This window comes from Burkholderia semiarida (genome assembly GCF_029268935.1).
In the GTDB taxonomy this organism is placed as follows: domain Bacteria; phylum Pseudomonadota; class Gammaproteobacteria; order Burkholderiales; family Burkholderiaceae; genus Burkholderia; species Burkholderia semiarida.
This window is the reverse complement of sequence record NZ_JAHLCL010000008.1, coordinates 1,951,896-1,978,392: the sequence shown is the minus strand read 5'-3', so window position 1 is coordinate 1,978,392 and position 26,497 is coordinate 1,951,896. Positions and strand designations below refer to the sequence as shown.

General features: G+C 68.0%; 22 protein-coding genes. 15 read left to right on the top strand and 7 right to left on the bottom strand.

The features are described 5' to 3' along the window. The first annotated feature begins 134 nt into the window (after window positions 1-134). Window positions 135-365, top strand: coding sequence for a hypothetical protein (locus tag KPB06_RS31975; RefSeq protein ID WP_059583243.1), 231 nt, complete (start codon window positions 135-137; stop codon window positions 363-365). A 67-nt stretch (window positions 366-432) separates the two neighbouring features. On the opposite strand, the gene KPB06_RS31970 is transcribed toward KPB06_RS31975, so the two are convergent. The 3 genes from KPB06_RS31970 to KPB06_RS31960 all read right to left on the bottom strand — a co-directional run bounded on the left by KPB06_RS31970 (window position 433) and on the right by KPB06_RS31960 (window position 3,727). Next, window positions 433-1,857, bottom strand: a complete 1,425-nt coding sequence (locus tag KPB06_RS31970) for an MFS transporter (protein WP_275905706.1) — start codon at window positions 1,855-1,857, stop codon at window positions 433-435. Window positions 1,858-2,017: 160 nt separating this feature from the next. Continuing rightward, window positions 2,018-2,779, bottom strand: a complete 762-nt coding sequence (locus KPB06_RS31965; protein ID WP_275905707.1) for an ABC transporter permease — start codon at window positions 2,777-2,779, stop codon at window positions 2,018-2,020. 3 nt (window positions 2,780-2,782) lie between these two features. Further along, window positions 2,783-3,727, bottom strand: a complete 945-nt coding sequence (locus KPB06_RS31960) for an ABC transporter ATP-binding protein (RefSeq protein WP_059583239.1) — start codon at window positions 3,725-3,727, stop codon at window positions 2,783-2,785. 425 nt (window positions 3,728-4,152) lie between these two features. Here KPB06_RS31960 and KPB06_RS31955 point away from each other — a divergent pair, with 425 nt between their 5' ends. The 6 genes from KPB06_RS31955 to KPB06_RS31930 all read left to right on the top strand — a co-directional run bounded on the left by KPB06_RS31955 (window position 4,153) and on the right by KPB06_RS31930 (window position 10,894). Beyond that, window positions 4,153-4,449, top strand: a complete 297-nt coding sequence (locus KPB06_RS31955) for a cupin domain-containing protein (RefSeq protein ID WP_059583237.1) — start codon at window positions 4,153-4,155, stop codon at window positions 4,447-4,449. A 632-nt stretch (window positions 4,450-5,081) separates the two neighbouring features. After that, the gene (locus tag KPB06_RS31950; RefSeq protein WP_275905708.1) at window positions 5,082-6,692 is read left to right on the top strand and encodes a DUF2957 domain-containing protein; all 1,611 of its coding nucleotides are present in this window, start codon (window positions 5,082-5,084) and stop codon (window positions 6,690-6,692) included. Between the two features lie 71 nt (window positions 6,693-6,763). Continuing rightward, complete coding sequence (locus tag KPB06_RS31945) at window positions 6,764-8,017, top strand: DUF2957 domain-containing protein (protein ID WP_099317787.1); 1,254 nt, start codon at window positions 6,764-6,766, stop codon at window positions 8,015-8,017. 73 nt (window positions 8,018-8,090) lie between these two features. Further along, window positions 8,091-8,915 (top strand): OmpW/AlkL family protein, encoded by an 825-nt coding sequence (locus KPB06_RS31940; RefSeq protein ID WP_059583231.1) that lies wholly within the window; start codon window positions 8,091-8,093, stop codon window positions 8,913-8,915. Window positions 8,916-9,036: 121 nt separating this feature from the next. Beyond that, window positions 9,037-9,540, top strand: a complete 504-nt coding sequence (locus KPB06_RS31935) for a hypothetical protein (RefSeq protein ID WP_059642351.1) — start codon at window positions 9,037-9,039, stop codon at window positions 9,538-9,540. 238 nt (window positions 9,541-9,778) lie between these two features. Further along, window positions 9,779-10,894 carry a hypothetical protein gene (locus KPB06_RS31930; protein WP_275905709.1) on the top strand — a complete coding sequence of 372 codons (1,116 nt, stop codon included), beginning with the start codon at window positions 9,779-9,781 and terminating at the stop codon, window positions 10,892-10,894. Between the two features lie 74 nt (window positions 10,895-10,968). Here KPB06_RS31930 and betA read toward each other — a convergent pair whose 3' ends face one another. The 3 genes from betA to betI are packed head-to-tail and all read right to left on the bottom strand — an operon-like array spanning window position 10,969 to window position 14,772. Continuing rightward, window positions 10,969-12,669 (bottom strand): choline dehydrogenase, encoded by a 1,701-nt coding sequence (gene betA / locus KPB06_RS31925; RefSeq protein WP_059583226.1) that lies wholly within the window; start codon window positions 12,667-12,669, stop codon window positions 10,969-10,971. A 16-nt stretch (window positions 12,670-12,685) separates the two neighbouring features. Next, window positions 12,686-14,155 (bottom strand): betaine-aldehyde dehydrogenase, encoded by a 1,470-nt coding sequence (gene betB / locus KPB06_RS31920; RefSeq protein ID WP_059583225.1) that lies wholly within the window; start codon window positions 14,153-14,155, stop codon window positions 12,686-12,688. 32 nt (window positions 14,156-14,187) lie between these two features. After that, window positions 14,188-14,772 (bottom strand): transcriptional regulator BetI, encoded by a 585-nt coding sequence (gene betI, locus KPB06_RS31915; RefSeq protein WP_059583223.1) that lies wholly within the window; start codon window positions 14,770-14,772, stop codon window positions 14,188-14,190. 721 nt (window positions 14,773-15,493) lie between these two features. On the opposite strand from betI, the gene KPB06_RS31910 reads away from it, so the two are divergent. From KPB06_RS31910 to fdhA, 8 genes are all read left to right on the top strand, one after another. After that, window positions 15,494-16,396, top strand: coding sequence for an alpha/beta fold hydrolase (locus tag KPB06_RS31910; protein WP_059583275.1), 903 nt, complete (start codon window positions 15,494-15,496; stop codon window positions 16,394-16,396). Window positions 16,397-16,463: 67 nt separating this feature from the next. Then, window positions 16,464-17,033 (top strand): methyltransferase family protein, encoded by a 570-nt coding sequence (locus KPB06_RS31905; protein ID WP_059583221.1) that lies wholly within the window; start codon window positions 16,464-16,466, stop codon window positions 17,031-17,033. Between the two features lie 16 nt (window positions 17,034-17,049). Further along, window positions 17,050-18,333, top strand: coding sequence for a glycosyltransferase (locus KPB06_RS31900; RefSeq protein ID WP_059583220.1), 1,284 nt, complete (start codon window positions 17,050-17,052; stop codon window positions 18,331-18,333). Further along, on the top strand, window positions 18,330-19,922 hold the full coding sequence (locus tag KPB06_RS31895; protein WP_059583218.1) for a DHA2 family efflux MFS transporter permease subunit: 1,593 nt from the start codon (window positions 18,330-18,332) through the stop codon (window positions 19,920-19,922). The genes KPB06_RS31900 and KPB06_RS31895 overlap by 4 nt, the downstream gene beginning before the upstream one ends. 9 nt (window positions 19,923-19,931) lie before the next feature. Further along, a complete protein-coding gene (locus tag KPB06_RS31890; RefSeq protein ID WP_275905710.1) occupies window positions 19,932-20,870 on the top strand; it encodes a glycosyltransferase family 2 protein in 939 nt (312 codons plus the stop codon). Between the two features lie 11 nt (window positions 20,871-20,881). After that, window positions 20,882-22,726 (top strand): efflux transporter outer membrane subunit, encoded by a 1,845-nt coding sequence (locus KPB06_RS31885; RefSeq protein WP_275905711.1) that lies wholly within the window; start codon window positions 20,882-20,884, stop codon window positions 22,724-22,726. Between the two features lie 7 nt (window positions 22,727-22,733). Then, the gene (locus KPB06_RS31880; RefSeq protein ID WP_275905712.1) at window positions 22,734-23,924 is read left to right on the top strand and encodes an HlyD/EmrA/EmrK family protein; all 1,191 of its coding nucleotides are present in this window, start codon (window positions 22,734-22,736) and stop codon (window positions 23,922-23,924) included. Between the two features lie 251 nt (window positions 23,925-24,175). Next, window positions 24,176-25,372, top strand: a complete 1,197-nt coding sequence (gene fdhA / locus KPB06_RS31875) for a formaldehyde dehydrogenase, glutathione-independent (protein WP_044844368.1) — start codon at window positions 24,176-24,178, stop codon at window positions 25,370-25,372. A 267-nt stretch (window positions 25,373-25,639) separates the two neighbouring features. On the opposite strand, the gene KPB06_RS31870 is transcribed toward fdhA, so the two are convergent. Next, a complete protein-coding gene (locus KPB06_RS31870; RefSeq protein ID WP_104013278.1) occupies window positions 25,640-26,398 on the bottom strand; it encodes a hypothetical protein in 759 nt (252 codons plus the stop codon). Window positions 26,399-26,497: the final 99 nt, after the last annotated feature.

Here is a 26,497-nt window from a genome sequence, read left to right as displayed (position 1 = left end):
TCGGTAGTGAGGCCGGTGCAGGCCCGTTGCGAGCATGCGCGGGCACGAGCGCGCGCGGCGGCGCATACCACGGTCGCGGAGCGCCTCGGCAAAGCTGGTATGCTGATCTACACCACGTTCACGCGGAGGGCGCCATGGCTGTCAAGGAAGTCTCGAAGAAGAAGTACCTGAAAATCCTGAACAAACGCCTGCGCGCGGAGCCGGCGGCCCCGGCCGGCGCATCGTTCGTGTTTTTCCCGCTCGGTGCGAAGGCGAAGCATGCGACGGGCGTCGTGTCCGGCGACGCACGCAGCAAGCGCGAGCTGGCCGTGATGGCCGCGGTCCAGCGCAAGGCGGCCGAAGAGTTCGTCGTCTCGGGCGCCTGACCGGCCCGGCCGGGCACGGCGCCGAACACCCGCCCGGCCCGAAACGGGCCGAGAGCCCGCGCGACGATCAGGACGCCTTGTCCGCCGCCGCCGCCGGATACCGGTTGCCGCCGCCGGCTTCGTCGCCTGCCGCCAGTTGTTCCAATGCGAGGCCCTTCGTCTCGATCCCGAGCGTCCACACGGCGATTGCCGCCGCGACGAACGACAGCGCGCCGAGCGTGAACACGCCGCCCTGGCCGAACACCGGCAGCACGACACCGACCACGTAAGGTCCGATCAGCGAGCCGATGCGGCCGATCGCCGACGCGAAGCCCGACCCCGTCGCGCGTGCGCCGGTGCCGTACAGCTCGGGCGTGTACGTGTACAGCGCCGCCCACATCCCGAACAGGAAGAACTGCATCGCGAGGCCCGTGCCGATCAGCAGCGTCGTGCTGCCGCCGTACAGCGCGCTCTGGCCGTACGCATACGCCATCGCGCCGCCGCCGATCAACGACGCGATGCAGGTCGGCTTGCGTCCCCAGCGTTCGACGAGCCACGCGGCGCACAGGAAGCCCGGCACGCCGCCGAGCGAGATCAGCACCGTGTAGAACACCGATTTCGTGACTTCGAAGCCGGCCTGCTGCAGCAGCGCGCCGAGCCATGACGTGAGGCCGTAGAAGCCGAGCAGCGCGAAGAACCACAGCAGCCACACCATCACCGTGCGGCGACGGTACACGCCGCTCCAGATCTCGCGCAGCGCGCCGCGCCCGCGTGCGGCGGCGGGCTCGGCGAGCCGCGACGGCGGCGGCAGCGTCGTGACGCCGGCCGAGCGCATCACCTTCGCCTCGATCGTCTGCATCACCGCGTCGGCTTGCGCGTGCCGGCCCGCATGCTCGAGCCAGCGCGGCGATTCCGGCACGATGCGGCGCACGACCAGCACGAACACGGCCGGAATCGCGAGCAGCGCGAACACGGTGCGCCAGCCGAACTGCGGCAGCACGAAATACGCGACGATGCCGGCCGTGATGAAGCCGAGCGGCCAGAAGCCGTCCATCAGCGCGATCAGGCGGCCGCGCTTCTCGGTCGGCACGAATTCGGACAGCAGCGTCTGCGCGACCGGAAACTCCATTCCCATCCCGATGCCGAGCAGCACGCGATAGACGATCAGCGCGTCGACGCTCTGCGCGGTCGAGCACAGGTACGACGCGGCGCCCCACAGCACCATGCTCCACTGGAACACGGGCCGGCGGCCGAACCGGTCGGCGAGCAGGCCGGCCACGGCCGCGCCGAGCACCATCCCGAAGAAGCTCGCGCTCGCGACGAGGCCGGCGGCGGCCGTCGACAGCCCGAACTCCTTGCGGATCGAGCCGAGCACGAACGTCATCGTGCCGAGGTCGACCGAGTCGAAGAAGAACGCGATCGCGATGATGAAGAAGATGCGCTTGTGATAGCCGGAGAACGGCAGGCGTTCGAGCCGGGCGGCGGCGGAGGCGGGAGCGGTGGCGGCGGGCATGGCGTCCTCTGAAATGAAAAAGGGGCCGCGCAGCGCATGCTCGAGGCCCCGATGCTTCACGTTCAGTAGACGCGACCACAAACTGCCGCATCAGAGGAAAAGCGCCGCCCGCTTGCCGAAATGCGTCATCGGCGGGCGGCGCGCGCGACGCACGCGTGCGTCAGTTCTTCAGCTTGTACCCGGTGCGGAACATCCACGCGACGACCGCGAGGAGGATCACGAGGAACAGCGCGGTCGCGGCGAGGCTGATCCACACGTGCACGTCGGCGATCCCGTAGAACGACCAGCGGAAACCGCTGATCAGGTAGACGATCGGGTTGAACAGCGTGACGACGCGCCACGCGGGCGGCAGCATGTCGACCGAGTAGAAGCTGCCGCCGAGGAACGTGAGCGGCGTGATGATCAGGAGCGGCACGAGCTGCAGCTTCTCGAAGCTGTCGGCCCAGATGCCGATCACGAAGCCGAACAGGCTGAACGTGACGGCCGTCAGCACGAGGAACAGCACCATCCAGACCGGATGCAGGATGTGCAGCGGCACGAACAGGCCGGCCGTGGCGAGGATGATCACGCCGAGCAGGATCGACTTCGACGCGGCCGCGCCGACGTACGCGATCACGATCTCCCAGTACGAAACGGGCGCGGACAGGATCTCGTAGATCGTGCCGGTGAAGCGCGGGAAGTAGATGCCGAACGACGCGTTCGAGATGCTCTGCGACAGCAGCGACAGCATCACGAGGCCCGGCACGATGAACGACCCGTAGCCGATGCCGTTGACGTCGCTGATGCGCGAGCCGATCGCGGAGCCGAACACGACGAAATACAGCGACGTCGAGATCACCGGCGCGATGATGCTCTGCATCAGCGTGCGGCGCGTGCGGGCCATTTCTGCGCGGAAGATCGCGCGGATTCCATGCCAGTTCATGCGTCAGGCTCCTTGCACGCCGTTGCGGCGGTTGTCGATCAGGCTGACAAAAATGTCCTCGAGCGAGCTCTGCGTCGTATGCAGGTCGCGAAAGCCGATGCCGGCCGAGCCGAGCGCGTTGATGAGCTTCGCGATGCTCGCGTCGTCACGCTGCGAATCGTACGTATAGACGAGCGCGGCGCCGTCTTCCGCGCGCTCGAGCCCGAACGGCGCGAGCGCGGGCGGCACCTCCGCGAGCGGGTGCTCGAGTTGCACGGTCAGCTGCTTCTTGCCGAGCTTGCGCATCAGCTCGCGCTTTTCCTCGACGAGCACGAGCTCGCCGCCGAGGATGATGCCGATCCGGTCGGCCATCTCCTCGGCTTCCTCGATGTAGTGCGTGGTCAGCAGGATCGTCACGCCGCTTTCGCGCAGCGAATCGACGAGCTTCCACATGTCGCGGCGCAGCTCGACGTCGACGCCGGCCGTCGGTTCGTCGAGGAACAGGATGCGCGGCTCGTGCGACAGCGCCTTCGCGATCATCACGCGGCGCTTCATGCCGCCCGACAGCGTCATCAGCTTGTTGTCGCGCTTGTCCCACAGCGACAGCGCCTTCAGCGTCTTCTCGATGTACGCGGGATCGGGCGCCTTGCCGAACAGGCCGCGGCTGAACGACACGGTGGCCCAGACGCTTTCGAACGCGTCGGTGGTCAGCTCCTGCGGCACGAGGCCGATCATTTCGCGGGCCGCGCGGTATTGATCGCGGATGTCGTGGCCGCCGACCGTCACGCGGCCTTCGGTCGGCGTGACGATGCCGCAGATCGAGCCGATCAGCGTCGTCTTGCCGGCGCCGTTCGGCCCGAGCAGCGCGAAGATCTCGCCGGGGCGGATGTCGAGGGTCACGTGCTTCAGCGCCTGGAAGCCGGACGCGTAAGTCTTGGAGAGGTCGGAGACGGAAAGGATCGGTTGCATGCTCACGGATGGCACGGCCGCCCGGTGCGACGGCGGGCGCCGCGCGTGCCCGGCGCCGCCGCCGCTGCGCAGCGGCCGGGACCGGGAACGGCATGGCGAACGGGCGTCATGTCGAACGGCAGGGTGGTGCGGGATCGCGGGACCGCCATATTAGCAATCGGCACATCGAAATGCATTCTGATGGAAAAGTCGGGCAGCGTCGGTGCCGGATTTGCGTGGATTACGTGCGGATTTTCCAATGATTCGATGTTTTAGTTGAAAGATGCGAACAATCGGGGTTCTTTTCCGTGTATCGGGCCGCGCCCGGCGTGGCTGCCCGACATGCCGACCGACTGTGCTGCCTGCCGGCCGTCGCGCCGTACCGGGACGGCACATGCGGCGCTCGCGATAATGCGTTCCTTTCATCGTGATAGGGAGCGGCGCGCATGTCCTTGGTCGATTTCAAATCCGTGGCGGACGCACAGGCCGCCGCATGGAAATCCACGATCGTCGGCGAAGTGGGGCCGGCCCGGATCAAGGTATTGCGCATGGATGCGCAGCCTTACCAAGCGGAAGTGCACGACTACAACGAGGGGCTGCTGGTGCTCGACGGCACGCTGATGCTCGAGGTCGACGGAGAAACGGTCGTGGTCGGGGCCGGACAGATGTACCTCGCGCACGCCGGCACGCGCCACGCGGTGCTGCCCGGCAGCCACGGCACGCTCGCGATCATCGACGTGTGAGGTTGCGCCGCAGCATGCGTGCGTGCCGCCCAGGGCCGGCCGGCTTGGCTCGGCGAGGATTGGCGGCTGCCGTTCAAACGCGCGTTCCACGGGCCGGGTATTTGTCTGAGCAAATAAAATGAAGGCCGTTTGAAAATCTGTTAAATACCGTACAAACGCTAGGATTGCGCGGGTTCATTCGTTTGGAACTCTGCATCCATTTACTTGTGGGAATGGTCCGATCATAGTCTCGACGAACGACGCATCACGATAACGAATCAAGCGTACGTATGGAGACCACATCATGAGACGCCTATCCGCCGGGCCAGCCGGACTGCCGTTTCCCGATTTTTCGCCGAATGCAGGCGCGCCGCGGATCGCGTGCCTGCATCGTCGCCTCGCCGTGTAGCGGCAAAGCCGCAGCGGCCAAGCCACTTTCCGTTTCGATCGTTCCGACGGCGCCGTGCCGCATGACGGCGCCGCGGGAGCGCGCTTGTCCGCCGCCGCGGCGTGTGCCGCATGTGCGTGAACGGCATCGCGGCGGCGATGCGCGCACCATCATGCGCCGCGCGTCCGTGCGGCGGCGCGATACCAACCGGCGGGCCATGCAGCCCGGCCGGACGAGACTTGTCGTACCTGAAAAGGAGGGGTTGATGATTTGCATTCCTGAATGGCGGAAGGCGATCCTGTCGTGTGCGGTGCTGGCGCTGCCGTTCGTCGCCGGTTGCGGCGGCGGCGACGATCCGGGGCCGATCACCGTGCCGCAGTGCTCGGGCAGCGCATGCGGGCCGAGCGGCGCCGACACGACGCCGCCCGTCGTGACGAAGCTGTGTCCGGACGCGCTCGACTACACGACGACGTACACGGGCGGCGCCGGCAGCGGCGAGTACGTGAAGGTGAAGTTCGACACGACGAAGCTCACCTATCAGATGCAGTTCATCGAATCGTCGGTGCCGACCTCGGCAGGGCAAGTCAACGACACGCGCGCGGGCCTGACGATCAGCGGCGCGTTCCACCATCCGACCAATCTTCCGACGGCCGAGCAGAACCGCTGCGCGTTCGTGCTCGACAGCGGCGCGACGAGCGACGGCGCGTATGCGGTGACGATCAACCGTGCGGATCCGCCGATGCTGTTCGTGGGCAACGGCGTGGTGGGCGGCGGGATTCCGGGGGCGACGATCGCGTTCCCGGGCATCGAGATCGTACCGGGTCTGTTCCTCGGCACCGTGCCGTCGCGCACGTTCGACTTCTATCCGTTCATCGGCTTCGCCGAAACGGAAACCGACTTCTCGAAGGTCGCGGGGAACTACAACGAGGTCGGCATTCATCTGTCGCCGCTCGGCGGCAATGGCCAGAGCTCGAGCGGGCCGGTCGGCTGGGAGCCGGACGTCGTCAACTGGAACCAGACGCTCAATGCGGACGGCTCATGCACGATTACCCAGGGCAGCGACTACTCGTGCCAGACGACCGGGTCGCCGTGGGTGCTGCGCAAGAACGCGGACGGGTCGGCCGACAACGTGTTCGTGAGCAGCGCGGTCCCGGACCAGTTCGGCACGCTCGTGTATCCGGTCGCGGGGCAGGGCGCATCGCTCGTGATTGCGCCGAGTCAGGCGAAGGGCATCATGATCGTCGGCAAGCTGAACGGCGTACGCGTGCCGATCGTGATTCGTGTCGGCTACACGCACGTCGATCCGACCAACCTGCTCGCGTCGGTCGCGGATGCCGAAGTCGGGATCTCGATGCTGTCGTCGGCCAGCGCGATCGCGGCGAATTCGCTGAAGGGCGGCTACATCGGCGCGACCAGCGCATCGGCATGCGGCATCGTGACCTCCAACGGGCAGCCGAACGCGATCGCGCTGGCGCGGCCGAGCTTCGATCCGTCCGTCCCGCACCCGGACCTTCCTGGTGCGTTCGTCAACGGCGTGTTCATGTCGGAAGCCGGAAGCTGCAACGACGGTACCGCCGTGTCGACGCTGGCCGCGAACTATACGTCCACGCTGTTCCAGGGCAATACCGCGGCGTTCATCGATCCGCAGACGTCGTCGGTCACCTCGCAGTTCGCGCTGGACTATGCGCAGGCCACGCCCGGCAAGATCAAGGTGACCGCTACGCAGGACTTCAACGCGAAGGGCGCGAACGGCAACGTGGCGATCTTCAGCAAGGGCGACACGGGCTGGCTCGTGACGGCCGGAAACGTCTACGCGATGGTCGTCAACAACAACAAGGTCAATCCGTTCTTCACGGTGGGCGCGTTCGTCCAGTAACCCCGCATTGAACACGTAGCACCGGCGGCGCACGCGTCGCCGCCGGCGAATCGAATTTCAAGAGGATTCCTATGAATGTGAAACAGTGGATGGCCGCGGCGTCGCTCGCGCCCGTGCTGGCCGCATGCGGCGGAGACGGCGACCCGCCGCCCGCGCCGGTGGTCCGGCTGTGCCCGCAGACGATCGATTACAACACGGTGTTCGTCGGCGGCTCCGGGTCAGGCGAGCTCGTGAAAGTACAGCTCGACACGACGAAGATGACGTACCGGATGACCTACCTCGCATCGCCGGTGCCGACCACCACGGGTACCGTGCAGCCGACGCGGGACACCGCACCGGCGAACGTGGTCGACGGCACGCTGGCCGACGAGACGGGGCTGCCGACGGTGAAGCTGAACCAGTGCACGTTCCGGATGCAGAACGCGAGCCTCGACCCGAGCCGGCCCGCGCGGCTGTTCCTCGGCGAAGGCGTGCTGGGCGGCGCGATCCCCGGCGCGACGATCCAGTTCGACGGCGTGATCGGCGTCGGCAAGATTCCGAAGACGACGTTTCCGTACTACCCGTTCATCAGCTTCTCGTCGCTGGAAACCGATCTGACGAAGATCGCCGGCACGTACAACCAGCTCGGCTATCACCAGGTGCCGTCGCAGAACTTCCAACCGGTGGCGCTCGACCAGACGGTGACGATCAACGCGGACGGCAGCTATACGGAAACCGACAACTTCGGCAAGAAGAACGGCGGGCAGCCGCTTGCGTCGAGCGCGACCGTGAACCAGCCGTTCACGCTGCGCCCCGATGCGCCGGCGTTCCAGTCGTTGAACTACCAGCCGCAGATTCCGCCGACGCTCGCCGCGCTCGATCCGGCGAAGGCCGGCAAGGGGATCCTGATCGTCGGCAAGCTGCGCAACCAGCTCGTGCCGATCTTCATCCGCACCGGCGCCGCGAACGCGGACCTCACGCAGGGCCCGCCGAGCGCGGACGACGAATCGGGCATCTCGTTCCTGAGCCCGCGGACGGCGATCGCGCAGGGTTCGCAGGACGGCGAGTACACGGGCGTGGACAGCGCGTTCAACTACCGCGCGACCGCGCTCGTCGGTGCGCAGGCGACGCTGCTCGATCCGTTCAACGCGTCGCAGGCCGCGCTCACGCGCGCGCTGAACCTCGACTACACGCAGAAGGTGCCGGGCGTCGTGACGACCGTGCATGCGGACGCGGCGTCGGGGCCGGCGACCGGCAAGTTCGTGTTCACCGGCGGCGTGTTCGGGTTCCTCGACATGGCCGATACGCGCAACCCGTACTTCACGGTCGGCGCGTTCGTGCAGTGACCGCGTGTGGATGGAGACATGGCGGCGCCGCGCGCGACTACGCGGCGCCCCGACGGAACGAGGGGGAGACTTCATGAAGAAGCTGATTGTCGCGGGTGTCGTCGCAGGCGCGTCGACGCTCGCATCGGCCCAGCAGGCGGGCGACAACGTCGCGACGCTGGGCTGGCTGCACATCATGCCGCAGGATTCGACCAACGGGCTCACGACGAATCTCGCGAACATGCCGATCAACGGGCCGCTGCGTCTGCCCGGTTCGTTCACGTCGCCGGGCACGAGCCTGACGGTCAACAACGCCGATACGGTCGGCCTCACGCTCACGCACTTCTTCACCGACCACATCGCGGTGACGTCGGTGCTCGGCGTGCCGCCCGAGTTCACGCTGACGGGCCACGGCGTGATCAAGCCGCCGGGCCCGGCCGGCGCGCTCGGCAACGTCGACATGGACAAGTCGGCGAACCAGCCGGCCGTGAAGAACGCGCGGCAGTGGAGCCCGACGATCATCCTGCAGTACTACTTCAATTCGCCGACGGCGAGGTTTCGCCCGTTCGTCGGGATCGGCGTGGCCTACAGCTGGTTCAGCAACATCGAACTGAACGGCAACTTCGCGAAGGACATCAACGAGAACCTCGGCAGCGTGCTCGCGGCCGGCGCCGGCAAGCCGGGCGCGACGTCGGTGGAGGGCAAGGCGTCGTCGTCGTTCACGCCGGTCTACAACGTCGGCGCGAGCTACGCGATCGACAAGCACTGGGGACTCACGGCGACGCTGACGTACATGCCGCTGAAGACCTACTCGTCGCTCGTGATCAAGGCGGCCGACGGATCGACGCTCGCGACCACGCGCACGCGGTTGAAGGCCGACCCGTTGATCACCTTCGTCGGGATTTCCTACAAGTTCTGAGCCGACCGGCGCGCATGACGCGTGCCGGCGGCTTCCTGTGACCAACCGGCCGGATCATTCCGGCCGGAAGGTCGCGTTCCTGGCGGCGTGCCGCCATTTGTGAAGAGAGGGGGCAGTTCAAATGAGCATTCGCAAAATCGTATCGCTTGTTGCTGCAGTGGCTTTCACCGCGGTTTCGGCCGCGCCTGCTTTCGCCGTCACCGTGTCGCGCGCCGACGGCCAACCGATGAATCCGAACGGCGAGCCGTTCTCGGCGACGGGGCTCACGAACCTCAGCAAGGGATCGATTACCGCATCCTGCAATGCGACGTTCAACGGCACCATCACGTCGACCGGTATCGTCAACATCACCTCGACGACGTTCACGGGCGGCGCGACGTGCGGCCTGATCAGCGGCAGCGCGAGCAGCACGTCGCCGTGGACGGGGCAGGCCGACAGCACGACGCAACTGTCGATCAACAACGTGAAGGTGAACGTCACGCTGCTCGGCACGTGCGGGCCGAGCAAGGTCGTGATGGCGTGGAGCGACGCGAACTCGTCGCTGACGTTCAACAACGCCACGCTGACGCCGGACTGCACGGTGGGCGGCACGATCCTGACGTCGCCGAAGTTCCACGTGCAGTAAGCGGCGCGCGACCGAAGCGGGGACCCGCCGCGCGGGAGGGCCGTGCGTGAGGATCGGGCGGTTCGCACGCGGGTTGTCGCTTTCGCTTCCTCGATGTATTCGCGTCGTCGCGCTTATCCGCGTGACGACCGGTTGGCCGCCCGTGTCGAGATCCGGCACGGGCGGACCTGCAGGGCAGGCGTGACGCACCGCGCCTCCCGATTCGATTGAAACGAGACTATTCCAATTGGCCGGAACCATGCTTACCGATCCAGCAAAGTATGGCGATGCCCACGGCGCGACGCCCGACCGGCTGCGCACGGCCGCGTGGCTGCAGTACCTGATCGACCATCTCGACACGGCGGCCTGCGCGATGACCGCGAGCGACGCCGGCGACCCGCCCGTCGTCGCGTCGCACGCGCGACGTGCGGGAACTGGCGCGAGCCTCTCCCGCGAAGCGACCGCGGCCCTGCACCGGCTCGTCCCGTGGATCGCGACCGATGGCGGCGGCTGCGCATGCGACCCGGCCGATCCGCTCGGCGCGTGCTCGCACGTGCCTTCCGTCCGGCAACTCGCCGAAGCCGAACGTCGCTGCCCGGGCTCGCGTGCCGTATTCGACACCGCGCACGGCCTGATCGATGCCTGCGCATTCGACGATCCGGACGTCGGCTGGGCCGCGCTCGAACGGATTGCCGATGGCGTCGAATGCAGCGGCGAAGACGCGGGCGCACGCCTCGCGAGCGAACCCGACGGGCAGCGCGAGACACCCAATGCGAAGAACCTGAGAGACAGGCTCGCCGCGGTCGTGGCAACGAGCACGGAAGCGCCGACTCGTCCCGGCGCCGTCATCGACGCGATGGTGCTGCGCGCATGCGGCCCGCGCGACGACGCGGCGCGCATCGACGAGATGGCCGCATTCGTGATGTTTTCGGCAGAACTAGCCGCAGGCAACGGCGTTTCGGTTCAGGCGTACGGCGGCCGGCACAACCTCGTCGCGCGGGCGATCCGCACGCACCGCGCCGATCTTGCGTCGGTGGACGGGCTGTTCGCCGCGCTATCCGTGTGCCGGCTCGATCGACTGACAGGCGCCGGCAGTTTCTGGGCCTACTACCTGCTGGCGGGCGTCATGATCGCCGCGCCGGATACGGTGCGGGAAATCGGCCGCGGCTTCCATGGCGACACCTGGCAGGAATGGCTTGATCACGTGCTCGCGTGGCCGGCGGTCAGCCGCTTCGGGCCGAAGGACGATACGGCATTCGAGCGCCTGCGCGACGCGATGAGCCTGACGTCGCGCAGGAACCCGATCGTGCGTGCGAAACGGATGCGAGGCGTTTCCGTAGCCCGGGCAGGCGGCGCAAGCGGGAAGACGCAATGAAACGCGGCTCGGGGCGAGAACGCCGCGAGCCGCGGGGGAGGGTATCGCGGCGCCCGGTGCGGGCGCTGGATCGATCAGACGGTCTCGGGTTGCCGCACGGCCTTCGCGACATTGCGCGCCGGTGCGCCGTTCGCGACGAAGTACGGCACGTCGACCCGCGCGAGCGGCGTGCGGCCGCGGATCTTGTCGGCGATCTTCTCGGCGATCATGATCGTCGGGGCGTTCAGGTTGCCGGTCGTGATGATCGGCATGATCGACGCATCGACGACGCGCAGCCCGTCGAGCCCGTGCACGCGGCCTTCTTCATCGACCACCGCCATGTCGTCGTAACCCATCTTGCACGAGCACGACGGATGGAACGCGGTTTCCGCGCGGGCGCGCACGAATGCGTCGAGTTCCTTGTCGCTCTTGCAGTCGGCGCCCGGGTTCAGCTCGCGGCCGCGATAGCGGTCGAGCGCGGGCTGCCGCATGATCTCGCGCGTCGCGCGGATCGCATCGCGGAACTCGCGCCAGTCGAGCGCTTCGGCCATGTAGTTGAACAGGATGCTCGGGTGATCGTTCGGGTCGCGCGAGCGCAGCTTCACGCGGCCGCGGCTCGGCGAGCGCATCGAGCCGACGTGCGCCTGGAAGCCGTGCATCTCGATCGCGTTCGAGCCGTTGTAGTTGATCGCCACCGGCAGGAAGTGATACTGGATGTTCGGCCACGGGTCGTCGTCGCGCGTGCGGATGAAGCCGCCCGCCTCGAAGTGGTTGCTCGCGCCGAGGCCCGTGCCGTTCAGCATCCATTCGAGGCCGATCTTCGGCTGGTTCCACCATTTGAGCGCCGGGTACAGCGAGACCGGCTCCTTGCACTCGTACTGGATGTACATCTCCAGGTGGTCCTGCAGATTCTGGCCGACGCCGGGCAGATCGAGCACGACGGGAATGTCGAGTTCCTTCAGCCATGCGCCGGGGCCGACGCCCGAGCGCTGCAGCAGTTGCGGCGACGCGATCGCGCCGCTGCACACGAGCACTTCGCGGCGCGCATGCACGGTCGCGCGCTCGGTGCCGCGCAGGTACGTGACGCCCGATGCGCGCTTGCCGTCGAACAGGATGCGGTCGGCGAGCGCATGCGTGACGATCTCGAGGTTCGGCCGCATCTTCGCCTGGTCGAGGTAGCCGCGTGCGGTGCTCGCGCGGCGGCCCTTCGGCGTGACGGTGCGGTCCATCGGCCCGAAGCCTTCCTGCTGATAGCCGTTCAGGTCGTCGGTGCGCGGATAGCCGGCCTGAACGCCCGCGTCGACCATCGCTTCGAACAGCGGGTTCACGCCCGGCTTGCTGGTCGTGACCGACACGGGGCCGCTGCCGCCGTGATAGTCGTTCGGGCCGACGTCGCGCGTCTCGGCTTTCTTGAAGTACGGCAGGCAGTCGAGATACGTCCAGTTCTCGAGGCCCTTGTGTGTCGACCAGTTGTCGTAGTCGAGCGCGTTGCCGCGGATGTAGCACATCCCGTTGATCAGCGACGAGCCGCCGAGCCCCTTGCCGCGGCCGCATTCCATCCGGCGGTTGTCCATGTGCGGCTCGGGATCGGTCTCGTATGCCCAGTTGTAGCGGCGGCCCTGCAGCGGGTAGGCGAGGGCGGCCGGCATCTGCGTGCGGAAGTCGAAGCGGTAGTCGGGGCCGCCCGCTTCGAGCAGCAGCACCGTGACGTTCGGATCTTCCGTCAGGCGCGTCGCGAGCACGTTGCCCGCGGAACCTGCGCCGCAGATGATGTAGTCGTATTCGCGTGTCGTCATGACGGCTCTCCTTGTATTAGAACACCGGGTTGTAGCGGCCGAGCTCGACCTGCACCGACTTGATTCGAGTGTAGTGCTCGAGCGTCGTGATGCCGTTCTCGCGTCCGACACCCGATTGCTTGTATCCGCCAACCGGCATCTCGGCCGGCGATTCGCCCCACGTGTTGATCCAGCAGATGCCCGCTTCGAGGCGATGGATCGTGCGGTGCGCGCGCGACAGGTTCTCGGTCACGACACCGGCCGCGAGGCCATAGTGCGTGTCGTTGGCACGGGCGATCACTTCGTCCTCCGATTCGAAATCGAGGATGCTCATCACCGGCCCGAAAATCTCTTCGCGCACGATCTTCATGTCGTCGCGGCAGTCGCCGAACACGGTCGGCGCGACGTACTGGCCGTTCGCGAAGTGGCCATCGGTCAGACGCGTGCCGCCCGCGAGCAGCTTCGCGCCCTCGGCCTTGCCGCTTTCGATGAAGCCGAGCACCTTGTCGAGCTGCGCGGCCGACACGAGCGGGCCGAAGTTGGTGTCGGCATCAGTCGGCTTGCCGACGCGGATGCGCTTCACGCGTTCGAGCACCTTCTGCGTGAACGCGTCCTTGATCGAGCGGTGCACGAACACGCGCGTGCCGTTCGTGCAGACCTGGCCCGAGCTGAAGAAGTTGGCGGTTACCGCGATGTCGGCCGCGCGGTCGAGGTCCGCATCGTCGAACACGATCAGCGGCGACTTGCCGCCGAGCTCCATCGTCACTTCCTTCAGCGACGATGCGCCGGCGAGCGACATCACCTTCTTGCCGGTTTCGACGCCGCCGGTGAACGACACCTTCGCGATGTCCGGGTGGCCGGTGAGCAGCGCGCCGACCGAGCCGTCGCCCTGCACGACGTTGAACACGCCGGCCGGCACGCCGGCTTCCGTATAGATTTCCGCGAGCTTCAGCGCGGTCAGCGGCGTGACTTCGCTGGGCTTGAACACCATCGCGTTGCCGGCCGCGAGCGCGGGCGCCGTCTTCCAGCACGCGATCTGGATCGGGTAGTTCCATGCGCCGATGCCCGCGCACACGCCGAGCGGTTCGCGGCGCGTGTACACGAACGACTCGGCGCGCAGCGGCACCTGCAGCCCTTCGATCGCGGTCGCGAGGCCCGCGTAGTACTCGATCACGTCGGCGCCGGTGACGATGTCGACCGCGAGCGTCTCGCCGATCGGCTTGCCGGTGTCGCGCGTTTCGATCGCCGCGAGCTCGTCGTTGCGCTCGCGCAGCAGGTCGACCGCGCGGCGCAGGATGCGCGAGCGCTGCATCGCGGTCATCGCCGCCCATTCGCGCTGGCCTTCCCGCGCGGACGCAACGGCGCGGTCGACGTCGGCCGCGCTCGCCTGCTGCACCTGCGCGAGCAGCTCGCCGGTGGCCGGGTCGAAGGTGTCGAAAGTCTTGCCGCTGGTGGCGTCGACGTAACCGCCGCCGATGTAGAGGCGCTGCAAACCGTATACGGACATGAGGATCTCCTGGTAGGCGACTGCGTGGCGCGTCAGTCGGACGCGAGCAGCAGGTCGATGTAATCGTGGGCGAGCTTCAACGTGGCTCGGGTGTCGATCGGGCCGCCGGCAAGCGCGCCGCGCAGCCACAGGCCGTCGATCAGCGCGGCGAGGCCGCTGGCGGCTTCGCGCGCTTTCGTGCGCGGCAATGCCTTGGCGAATTCGGCGCACAGGTTCGAATGGAGGCGCCGCGTGTTGACGTGCTGCAGCCGCTTGAGCATCGGGTCGTGCATGCTCTGCGACCAGAACGCGAGCCATGTCTTCATCACCGGCGCGCTGACCTGCGTGTCGTCGAAGTTCGCGGCGACGACGGCACGCAACCGGGAACGCGGGTCCTTGCGTGCGGCGGCGCGGCGGCGCGTGGTGGCCGACCACAGGTCGCGCAGCACGTGCCGCATCGTCGCTTCGAGCAGGCCGTCCTTGTCGCCGAAGTAATGGCTGACGATGCCCGTCGAGATGTTCGCGCGTTGCGCGACCGATGCGAGCGTCGTGCCGGGCAGGCCCGCTTCGTCGATCGAGCGCAGCGTGGCATCGATCAACTGGGCGCGGCGTATCTCCCGCATTCCGACTTTCGGCATCGCGACTCCCCTTCGCCCGGACGGGCCGTTGATGGAAGTCGAGAGCTTAGCGGTTTTTTATTGATTGTTCAATCAACAAAAAATCGGGGCTGAACGGCGGGCCCTGTTCCAAACGGAACGACTCGTCACGCCCGGAGCCATGTGCGGATGCGGAAAAACGCATTGAAAGAAGGTTAATTAAATTTGAATCTGTTTAAAACGCGCTGTGAAAAAATGATGCAATGCGGAGGACCGTTTCTGCGCTCGATTTCATTACAAGGCGAAAGAATGTCGAGGTCTGTAATATTATTCACGATGTGAAATTGCCAAATCGGATTGTGAATGCGTGCGGTTTTGTGAAAGCCGTTTGAATTCGGCGATTTAAACTCAATAAGTAGTTGAAAAATAAGTACAAATGTCAATTTTTCGACGCCAGGAAGCGTTGCGCGCAAACGATTGCGATCGTCCTCGGATGGATTCCGCATACCATAGAAATCGATAAATCAATTTGAATTCGGCGTATTTCATGGCCGAGTAGAGGGATTTTTGGAATGACTTGAGTGGGCAATGTCGACCGTATTAGTATGGCGCCGCACCACGAGGAATGAATGGCGCCGCGCGCGATTGCCGCGGTGCGTCGGCAATCGCGCGCGTCGATCGATCGCGCACGGACCCGGCGCCGGCCATTGTGCACCTGCAGCATGCCGCGACGTCGAGACGCCGCACTCACCGGAGAACGACGATGCCGACCGAAAAACACGTGGTCCCGCTGCCGAACGGTCTGAAGGTCTACGTCGAACGGAACGTGTTCGACCCGGCCTTCGACACGGCGATGCTCGTCAACGGCGCGCTCGCGACGACCGCGTCGTTCGGCCAGACCGTCCAGTATCTCGGCGAGCGGATGAACACAATCTGCTTCGATTTGCCGTATGCGGGGCAGTCGCGGCAGCACAACCCCGGCTGCTCCATCCTGACCAAGGACGACGAAGCCGCGATCCTCCAGTACCTGGTCGAGCGCTTCGCGCCGGCGTTCCTCGTGTCGGTGTCGTGGGGCGGCGTCGCGTCGCTGTTCGCGCTCGCGCGCGGCTGCCCGAGCGTGCGGCGCGCGGCGATCTGTTCGTTCTCGCCATTCCTGAACGACGCGATGGTGGACTACGTGACGCGCGCCCGCGACCACATCGCGGCCGGCGAGAACCTGAAGGCCGCGCAGTTGCTGAACGACACCGTCGGCCGCTATCTGCCGCGCATCATGAAGCTGTACAACTACCGGTATCTCACGCGCTTGCCGCGCGACGAGCAGGACCAGGTCGCGTTCCACGTCGACCAGATCCTGTCGCTGCAGCCCGAGCGCTATTTCAGCGAGTTCGCGAACATCGGCTGCGAGCTGCTGTTCCTGAACGGCGAGCGCGACGAATACACGACGCCGGCCGACGTGCGGCAACTCGGCGCGCACGTGGCGCGCGCGCGGTTCGCGACGGTGCCGGACGCGGGCCACTTCCTCGACATCGAAGGCCGGGCGCAGCGCGAATCCACCCGTACCGCGCTGCTCGAGTTCTTCTGCGGCGAGCCATCTGCCGCGGCCGGGGTCGCACGTGCCGCCGCGCACGCGTGCGTGCCCGCGCCGATGCATGCGCTTTCGTCGTGACGCCATCCGTCGTGCAGCGGGCGCGTCCCGCGCATCCGAATTCCCATCCCAACGAGGCAGGCCAGCCGTGAATATCGTTCAGACCATCGCCATCGTCGTTCCGTGGGCCGCGTGGCTCGCGTACTGGATCGCCACGTCGCAGGGCGTCAAGACGACCGTGCGCAAGGAGGCGTCGCGCTCGCGCACGCTGCAGTCGATTCCGCTGATCGTCGGCGGCGCGTTGATCATCCTGCCCGATCCGTCGTGGCAGGCGCTCGCGCCCGACTGGCAGCGCTTCGGGCTGCAGGCGCAGTGCGGGCTCGCGGTGCTGGTGGCCGGCCTGCTGTTTTCGGTATGGGCGCGGCTGCACCTCGGCACGAACTGGAGCGTGTCGGTCACGCTGAAGGAAAACCACGAACTCGTCCGTACGGGGCCGTATGCGCTCGTGCGTCACCCGATCTATACCGGCTGCCTGATCGCGCTGGTCGGCGCCGCGTTGATCGGCGGCGAATGGCGCGGCGCGATCGGCGTGCTGCTGGTGTTCGCGTCGCTCGCGTACAAGGTGCGCGTCGAGGAGAGCTGGCTGACCGGGCATTTCGGGCCGGCCTATACGCAGTACCGCCGCGAGGTCGCGGCGCTGATCCCCGGCTTCTACTGACCCCGCGAGGCGCGCGATGGCGAAGATGATCGTGACCGCGATCGGTTCGGCGGGCGACGTGCATCCGCTGCTCGGCATCGCGCGCACGCTCGCCGCGCGCGGCCACGAGGTCGTGTTCTGCACGCATGCGCCGTTCGAGGCGGCCGTGCGCCGCTGCGGCTTCGCGTTCGTGCCGGTCGGCACCGCGGCCGACTATGACGCGGCGATGGCGAACCCGGCGCTGTGGGATCCGCGGACGTCGTTCCGCACGCTGTGGCAGGTGATCGCGCCGACGCTGCGCCCGCATTACGACACGCTGCGCGCGCTGACCGATGCCGACACGGTGCTGGTCGGCACGCTGTGGGCGTTCTCCGCGCGCTTCATGCAGGAGCTGCACGGCACGCCGTACGTGTCGGTGCAGGTGTCGCCGTCGACGCTGCTGTCCGCGCATGCACCGCCGACCCACCCGCGCCTGACGATACCCGCGCGCTGGCCGTTGCCGGTGAAGTCGGCGCTGATGACGCTGATCGAGCGCCAGGTGCTGGACCGCGTGTGCGGCCCGGCGCTCGACGCGGTGCGCCGCGGGCTCGGGCTGGCGCCCGCGCGCCGCGTGCTCGGCCGCTGGCTGCATTCGACCGACGGCGTGCTGTGTCTGTTTCCCGGCTGGTTCGCGCCGCCGCAGCCCGACTGGCCGTCGAATCATCTGCAAAGCGGTTTTCCGCTGTTCAACGATATCGCGACACCCGACGACGATGTGGCACTCGATGCGTTTCTCGCGGCCGGCGAAGCCCCGGTCGTGTTCACGGCCGGTTCGACGCTCGTCGATCATGCGGCCTATGCGCGCGCGGTGGCGCACGCGCTGCGCGCGACCGGCGCGCGCGGCATCCTGCTGACGCCGCACGATGCGGCGCAGGACGGCGACCGGCTGCTCGTGCGCCGCTTCGTGCCGATGCGCACGCTGCTGCCGCGTTGCCGCGCGCTCGTGCATCACGGCGGGATCGGCACGGCGGCGCTCGCGTGCGAAGCCGGCATCGTGCAGGTCGTCACGCCGTTCGCGCACGATCAGTTCGACAACGCGCAACGCGTCGTCGCGAACGGCTGCGGCGTGCGTGTCGACGGCCCGCTCGACGGCGCGCGGCTCGGCGCGGCGCTCGCGCGCGTGCTCGACGAACCCGCGTTCGCGGTGCATGCGGAGCGCACGCGTGCGCTGCTCGCGGCCGCGCCGGACGGCTGCGGCGCGGCCGCCGATTTCATCGAACGGTTCGTGCCGAAGCGCGGACGAGCGGCCGCGCGGGCCGATGTCGCGGTGGCCGGCGCATGAGCGCCGCGTCGCCGCTTCACGACGGGGCCGCCGCGCCGCCGGCGTTCGACGTGCCGCCCGCGCCGGCCGCGCAGCCGGTGCGCGGCATCCGGCTCGCGCTGCTGACGTTCGCGCTGTCGCTCGCGACGTTCATCGAAGTGCTCGACTCGACCGTGACGAACGTCGCGGTGCCGGCGATCTCCGGCAGTCTCGGCGTATCGAACAGCCAGGGCACGTGGGTGATCAGCTCGTATTCGGTCGCGGCCGCGATCGCCGTGCCGCTCACCGGCTGGCTCGCACGCCGCGTTGGCGAACTGCGGCTGTTCGTCGGCGCGGTGCTGCTGTTCACGCTGACGTCGCTGATGTGCGGGCTCGCGCGCGACCTGCACGTGCTCGTGATCTGCCGCGCGCTGCAGGGGCTGTGTTCGGGGCCGATGGTGCCGCTGTCGCAGACGATCCTGCTGCGCACCTTTCCTCCGGCCAAACGTACGATCGCGCTCGCACTATGGGCGATGACGGTGCTGCTCGCGCCGATCTTCGGGCCGGTGGTCGGCGGCTGGATCGTCGACAACTTTTCGTGGCCGTGGATCTTCCTGATCAACTTGCCGATCGGGCTGTTCTCGTTCGCGGTGTGCACCGCGATGCTGCGCCCCGACGCGCAGCGCGGCGCGGCCGGCCCGATCGACGTGCCGGGCATCGTGCTGCTCGTGATCGGCGTCGGCTCGCTGCAGGCGATGCTCGATCTCGGCCACGACCGCGGCTGGTTCGATTCGCCGCTGATCGTCACGCTCGCGGTGGTCGCGGCGCTTGCGATCGTGTCGCTGCTGATCTGGGAAGCGGGCGAAGCGCATCCGGTGGTCGACCTGAGCCTGTTTCGCGACCGCACGTTCTCGTTTTGCGTGCTGATCATCTCGCTCGGCATGATGAGCTTCTCCGTGGTCGGCGTGGTGTTTCCGCTGTGGATGCAGGCCGTGATGGGCTACAACGCGTTTCATGCGGGGCTCGCGACCGCGTCGCTCGGCGTGCTCGCGCTCGTATTCTCGATCCTCGTCGGGCTGCGTGCGCACCGTTTCGACGCACGCGTGCTCGCGACGTTCGGCTTTCTCGTGTTCGCGGCCGTGCTCGCGTGGGACGCGCATTTCACGCTGAAGATGACGTTCGCGCAGATCGCAGCACCCGGGCTGATCCAGGGGATCGGGCTGCCGTGCTTCTTCATTCCGCTGACCGCCGCGACGCTGTCGCGCATTCCGGACGACCGGCTCGCCGCCGCGTCGAGCCTGTCGAATTTCCTGCGCACGCTGTCGGCCGCGTTCGGCACCGCGATGAGCGTGACGCTGTGGGACAACCGCGCGACCTATCACTACGACGTCGTGTCCCAATCGGTCACGCATGCGTCGGCGAACACGCAACGCTTCGTGCATGCGCTGAACGCGATGGGCGTGGACGGCGTGCGCGAGCTGACGACGCTGCATCACGTCGTGATGCAGCAGGCCTACATGATGGCGACCAACGACATGTTCTGGATGGCGAGCATGACGTGTCTCGCGCTCGCCGCGATGATGTGGCTGACGCGGCCGAAACGCGGCGCGGCCGCATCGTTCGGACATTGAGAAGAGACCATGACGACACTCGGTGCACTCGTGATCCTGTATCACCCCAGCGACGCACAGCTCGACGCGCTGCGCGCGTGGCGGCACGCGTGCGATGCGCTGCTCGTCGTCGACAACACGCCGCAGGCCGATGCACGGGTGCGCGACCTGTGCGCGCGTGAAGGCATCGCGCTGCTGCATCACGGCAATCGCGGCGGCATCGCGGGCGCGTACAACGCGGGGCTCGCGGCGCTGTTTCGCGACCGCGTCGATGCGGTCGCGCTGTTCGACCAGGATTCGTCGGTGCCGGCCGCGTATTTCCCGACGATGCGCGAGGTTTGCGCGGGGCTTGGCGGGCGCGCGTTCCTCGCCGGCCCGCGCATCTTCGACGAGAACGCGCGCAGCTTCCTGCCGGAACTCGCGACGAACGGCATCGGCCTGCGCCGCCTGCGCATCGAACCGGGCGCGCCGATGCAGCGCTGCGCGTTTCTGATTTCATCGGGCTGCGTCGTGTCGCGCGATGCGTTCGACGTGCTCGGCCGCTTCGACGAGACGCTGTTCATCGATCACGTCGATACCGAATACAGCTTCCGCGCGCTGTCGCGCAACGTGCCGCTCTATGTCGTGCCGTCGCTGGTGCTGTCGCACCGGATCGGCGAGAAACGGCGGCACGCGATCGGTCCTTTCGAAATGACGTCGATGAACCATTCGTGGCAACGGCGCTACTACAGCGCGCGCAATGCGGTGCAGCTCGGGATGCAGTACGGGCTGCGTTTTCCGGTGGCGCTCGTGCCGAACCTGCTGACCGTGTGGCAGGTGGTGCAGATCGCGCTCGTCGAGCGCGACAAGCGCGCGAAGCTGGCCGGCATCCTGTTCGGCGTCGCGGACGGCCTGTTCGGCCGGCTCGGCCCGCTCGAGCGCACGCGGCCGCGTCTGGCCGCGCGGGCGCAGCGCGTTCGGCAGGGGTGACGATGCGTCGGATGAAGCAAGCGGCGGGTTCGCCGCGTGGCATGAAGGGCGGCGCGATGATCGCGGCCGCCGCGGCAACGCTCGCGTTGGCCGGATGCGTGCCGTCGGGCTTCCTGCCGTCGCTGTCGCTGCGCGCGCCGGCCGACGATGCGCTCGTGCATACCGCCGGCTCCGGCGCGAACGGCGCGTGGCCGGCGCCCGACTGGGTGAAGCAGCTACAGGATCCGCAGCTCGACGACCTGGTGGCCGAGGCGTCGCGGAACAGTCCCGATGTGCAGGTTGCACAGGGGCGGTTGCGTATCGCGCAGGCGCAGCTTCAGCAGTTCGATTCGCTGACCGGGCTGACGGGCACGGCCGGCGCGACGATCAGCCGCGCGCGGATGCCGAAGCCCGGCGACATCGCCGACGTGACGGCCGGCGGCTATCGCGTGCCGGTACAGATTTTCGGCGATCCGAACGTGTCGCCGTCGTCGATCTTCGTCGGACTGAACTACCAGCTCGACCTGTGGGGCAAGAACCGCGCGGCGACGAAGAGCCTGATGTCGTTGCGCGACGCCGCCGGCGTCGAGGCCGAACAGGTGCGGCTCACGCTCGCCGTCGCGATCGTCACCGTGTATTGCCAGCTCGATCAGGCGTATGCGGTGCGCGACCTGTTGCAGCAGAAGCTGAAGATCAGCCAGCGCGTGACGGCCGTGCTGCGCGAGCGCACCGCGCGTGGCCTCGACAATGCGTACGACGCGAGCGACGCGGCGATCAAGCGCAGCCGCCTGCTCGAACAGATCGCGCTGAACGACGAGCAGATCAAGCTCGCGCAACTGCAACTCGGCGTGCTGTCGGGCCGCGGCCCGGAGCGCGGGCTCGCGCTGCAGCGGCCGCGCGTGGGCGCGTTCGCGGGCGGCGCGCTGCCCGCCCGGCTGCCGGCCGATCTGCTCGGCCGCCGGCCCGACATCGTCGCCGCGCGGCTGCGGGTCGAGGCCGCGTTCGCGAACGCCGACTCGACGCGCGCGCAGTTCTATCCGGATGTGAACCTCGTCGCGCTCGGCGGCGTGTTCGCGCTGACGCCCGCGTCGCTGTTCTCGCGCGATTCGCTCGCCGGCTCCGTCGGCCCCGCGATCTCGCTGCCGATCTTCGATCGCGGCCGGCTGAAGGCCAAGCTCGGCGCGGACGTCGCGCAGGCGGACGTCGCGATCGGGCTGTACAACAAGACCGTCGACGACGCGCTCGGGCAGGTCGCGCAACTCGTCACGTCGCTGCAGACGTCGCAGACGCTCGTCGCGCAGCAGCAGGATGCGGTCGCGGCCGCGCAGAAGATCGTGCAGATCGCGGCGGACCGGCATCGGCGCGGCGTGCTGATGCAGAAGGACGTCGATGTCGCGGATCTCACGCTGATCGACGAGCGCGCGCAGATGATCGCGTTGCTCGGCAAGCAGCGGACGCTGCGCGTTGGGCTGATCGGCGCGCTGGGCGGCGGGTTCGATGCGGGCGCAACGGTCGCGCAGGCGCAAGCGCCGGCCGTGCAGCGGGCGCGCAGCGGGGCGGCGGCCAGACGCGGAGCGCCGGCCGCCGTGGCCGCGAACCGGGTAGCGGTAGCCGGCCCGTCGAACGACTCGCCCGCGCGGAGCGCCACGGTTGCACCAGCCGCCGCCACGACGAGGGCCGTGTCCACGCCTGAATCCGCACGACGCGACGACACCACGCGCCCGTCCACGGTCGGTGCGACCCACTCCGATGCGACGCCGCGTGGCACCCCCGTTCTCGCACGTACGGCCTCGGCGAGCCCGATGCCGGGCCCGGCGCCGATGCCCGCGATTCCCGTGTTCCAGCACGATCGTCTGATCGTCACGCAAAGCGACTGATGAACTGATGCACCACGACAACCTTCATTCCGCCGCGCCGCCGGCCGCGCTGAACGCCCCGGCCCTCGATGCACGCCGCGCGACGCGCCGCAAGCGCTTCACCGTGTTCCTCGCGATCGTGCTGCTGGCCGCGATCGCGTGGGTCGCGTACTGGCTGTCGAGCGCCCGCTATGACGAAGACACCGACGACGCGTACGTCGCGGGCAGCATCGTGCAGGTCGCCGCGCAGATTCCGGGCACCGTGACCGACGTGCAGGTCGCCGATACGCAGGCCGTGCGCGCGGGGCAGACGCTCGTGAAGCTCGATGACACCGAGGCGTCCGTCGCGTTCGCGCAGGCGAAGGCGCAGCTCGCACAGGCGGTGCGGCAGGTCGCGAACGCGAAGATCTCGAACACGATGTACGTCGAGGCCGTGAATGCGCGCCGCGCCGACCTGTCGCTGGCGCAGCGCGCGCTGGCCGCGCGTTCGGGCGCCTCGGTCGAAATCGTCGCGCCCGAAGAACTGGCGCGGGCCCGCGCGGCGGTGGCCGGCGCGCAGGCGAACCTCGCGGCCGCGCAGGCGCAGCTCGACGCGGCGCGCGCGCTCGGCAGCAAGCTTCCCGTCGACGAAAGCCCGGCCGTCGTGCAGGCGGCCGCGCAATTCAAGCTTGCGTACCGGAACCTGAAGCGCACGACGATCGTCGCGCCCGTCGACGGCACGATCGGGCAGCGCTCGGTGCAGGTCGGCCAGCAGGTCGGGCCCGGTGTGCCGCTGATGTCGATCGTGCAGCTCGACCGGCTGTGGGTCGAGGCGAATTTCAAGGAAGGGCAGATTCGCCACATGCGCGTCGGGCAGCCGGTCGAGGTCGTGTCGGATCTCTACGGCTCGCGCGTCGCCTATCGCGGCCGCGTGCAGGGCTTCTCGGCGGGCACGGGCAGCGCGTTCTCGATGCTGCCGTCGCAGAACGCGGCCGGCAACTGGATCAAGGTCGTGCAGCGCGTGCCGGTCGTGATCGCGCTCGATCCGCGCGACCTCGCCGCGCATCCGCTGCGCGTCGGGCTGTCGATGCGCGCGACGGTCGACACGCACGACCGCAACGGCCACGCGCTCGACAGCGAGCCGCCGACGCCGGCCGTCAGCACGCGCGTGCACGACGGCGTCGCGAGCGACGCGGAGGCCGCCGCCGCCGCGATCATCCGCGAGAATCAGCGCGGGTAGCGCCCGCCGTCGCGGCGGCGGCAGGCCGCGACGGCTGGTCCGACCCCGGTGCGTTTCTCACCTGGGGCGTCCCCGTCGTTTCCCGCCCGACTTTCGTATTTCCGCCATCGATGTCGGCGCCGATCAAACGCATGTCGCGTTTGAGACATCGGCGCCCCTGCCTCCCGGACTACTCTCGAACAGCACGTTGCGTGTGCGCCGCATGAGCCGGCGCGCCGCCGCGCCATCCAACGAGACATGGAGACAATACGATGAGCAGCAATCGAGGTGTCGTCTATCTTGGGCCGGGCAAGGTCGAAGTCCAGAAAATCGATTATCCGAAGATGGTCGACCCGACCGGCCGCGCGATCGGCCACGGCGTGATCCTGAAGGTGGTCAGCACGAACATCTGCGGCTCCGACCAGCACATGGTGCGCGGCCGCACGACCGCGCCGATCGGCCTCGTGCTCGGTCACGAGATCACCGGTGAAGTGGTCGAAGTGGGCCGCGACGTCGAGACGCTGAAGATCGGCGATCTCGTGTCGGTGCCGTTCAACGTCGCGTGCGGCCGCTGCGCGATGTGCAAGGACACGCATACGGGCGTGTGCCTGAACGTGAACCCGTCGCGTGCGGGCGGCGCGTACGGCTACGTCGACATGGGCGGCTGGATCGGCGGCCAGGCCGAATACGTGCTCGTGCCGTATGCCGATTTCAACCTGCTGAAATTCCCGGATCGCGATCAGGCGATGGCGAAGATCCGCGACCTGACCTGCCTGTCCGACATTCTGCCGACCGGTTATCACGGTGCGGTGAGCGCGGGCGTGAAGCCCGGTTCGACGGTCTATATCGCGGGCGCGGGCCCGGTCGGCATGGCGGCGGCCGCATCGGCGCGCCTGCTCGGCGCGGCCGTGACGATCGTCGGCGACATGAATGCGGAACGCCTCGCGCACGCACGGGCGATGGGGTTCGAGACGGTCGACCTGTCGAAGGACGCGTCGCTCGGCGAGCAGATCGAGCAGATCCTCGGCGTGCCCGAGATCGACTGCGCGGTCGATTGCGTCGGCTTCGAGGCGCACGGCCACGGTTCATCGGGCCATTCGGAGGAAGCGCCCGCGACGGTGCTGAACTCGCTGATGGAGATCACGCGCCCGGCCGGCGCGATCGGCATCCCGGGCCTGTACGTGACGGACGATCCGGGCGCGAAGGACAAGGCCGCGCAGCACGGCAGCCTGAGCATCCGCTTCGGCCTCGGCTGGGCGAAGTCGCATTCGTTCTTCACGGGCCAGACGCCGGTGCTCAAGTACAACCGCAACCTGATGCAGGCGATCCTGTTCGACCGGCTGCCGATCGCGAAGATCGTCAACGTCGAAGTGATTTCGCTCGACCAGGCGCCGGAAGGCTACAAGAAGTTCGACGGCGGCGCGCCGCGCAAATTCGTGATCGATCCGCACGGGTTGCTGGCGGCGTGATGCGCTGGCGTTCGACACGCGACGCGTGACGCGAGAACGGGCGGCTCCGGAAACGGGCCGCCCGTTTTTCGTTGCGGGAGCGAAGGGCAGCGCAACGCGGCGACCGGCGACCCCCGATCGTGCGGCGTCGCGGCGATCGTCGTCGCGCGCTGACGAACCGTTCATTACCGTGCGGCCGGATTCGCGCGCACACGCACAGGTCACGAACGCCGTTGTATGAAGAGCGGCCGGGAAAAGCGAATCGTCGCGCGCGGGCCCGGGCCACGCTCAGTGGCCGCGATAGAGCTTCGCGATTTCGGCGTGGCTGGCCGCGACGCGACGTGCACGCCCGGTGTGCGCGCTGACGCGGCGGATCGCGCGCGTGCGATGGGCGGTGTCGCGGTTGCCTTTCCAGTCGGCTCCGCGGATTGCGCCGGCGCGCGTCCGGTCAGGTACGCGCAACGATGGCGCGGCCTGCGCAACCGCCATCGGGCGAGCGGGTTTGACGGCGACCGGGGCACCCTGTTGCGGATCGGCCGCCACTTGCGTTGCATCAGGCGAATGGAACGGGTAGACGGGTGCGGGCAAGACCGGCAGGAACGGATCGTTCGACGCGGGCAACCCGGTTTCGGTCGCGACGGCGGCCGGCGTACCGGACCCGCGACAAACGAGATCGGCCTTGCAGGTCTGGTCGACCGTCACGTAGCCGCCGACGAGCAGTACGACCGTGAGGATGCTCAGGATCGGCGCGCTCGACGCGCGCGGCCGCTGGAAAGCCGCGTTGCGCAGCGCGCGGGCGACGCGCGACGACCACGTGTGGAACGACCGCGGCGCGTGCGCGGCGTGTGCGTCGGCCGGTCGGCGATCGATCGGCTCGAACGGCCCGTTCCATTGACCGCAGACGGGGCAGTGCTCGAGTGCGCGGAACGCGACGAAGCCGCATTCGCGGCAGCGGCAGCACGTCGCGTGCCGCGATTCGGCGCGCGCATTCAGCACGGCACGCCACGCATCGCGCGCGCGGACGCTTCGATTGGGCAGGACGCGCATCGTCAGCAACCGATGAACGCTATCGTCGGGCTGCACATCGACGGTCGTTCGCATGCGGCGTTCATGAGATTCTCCATAACATCGGACGCTTGGAACCCG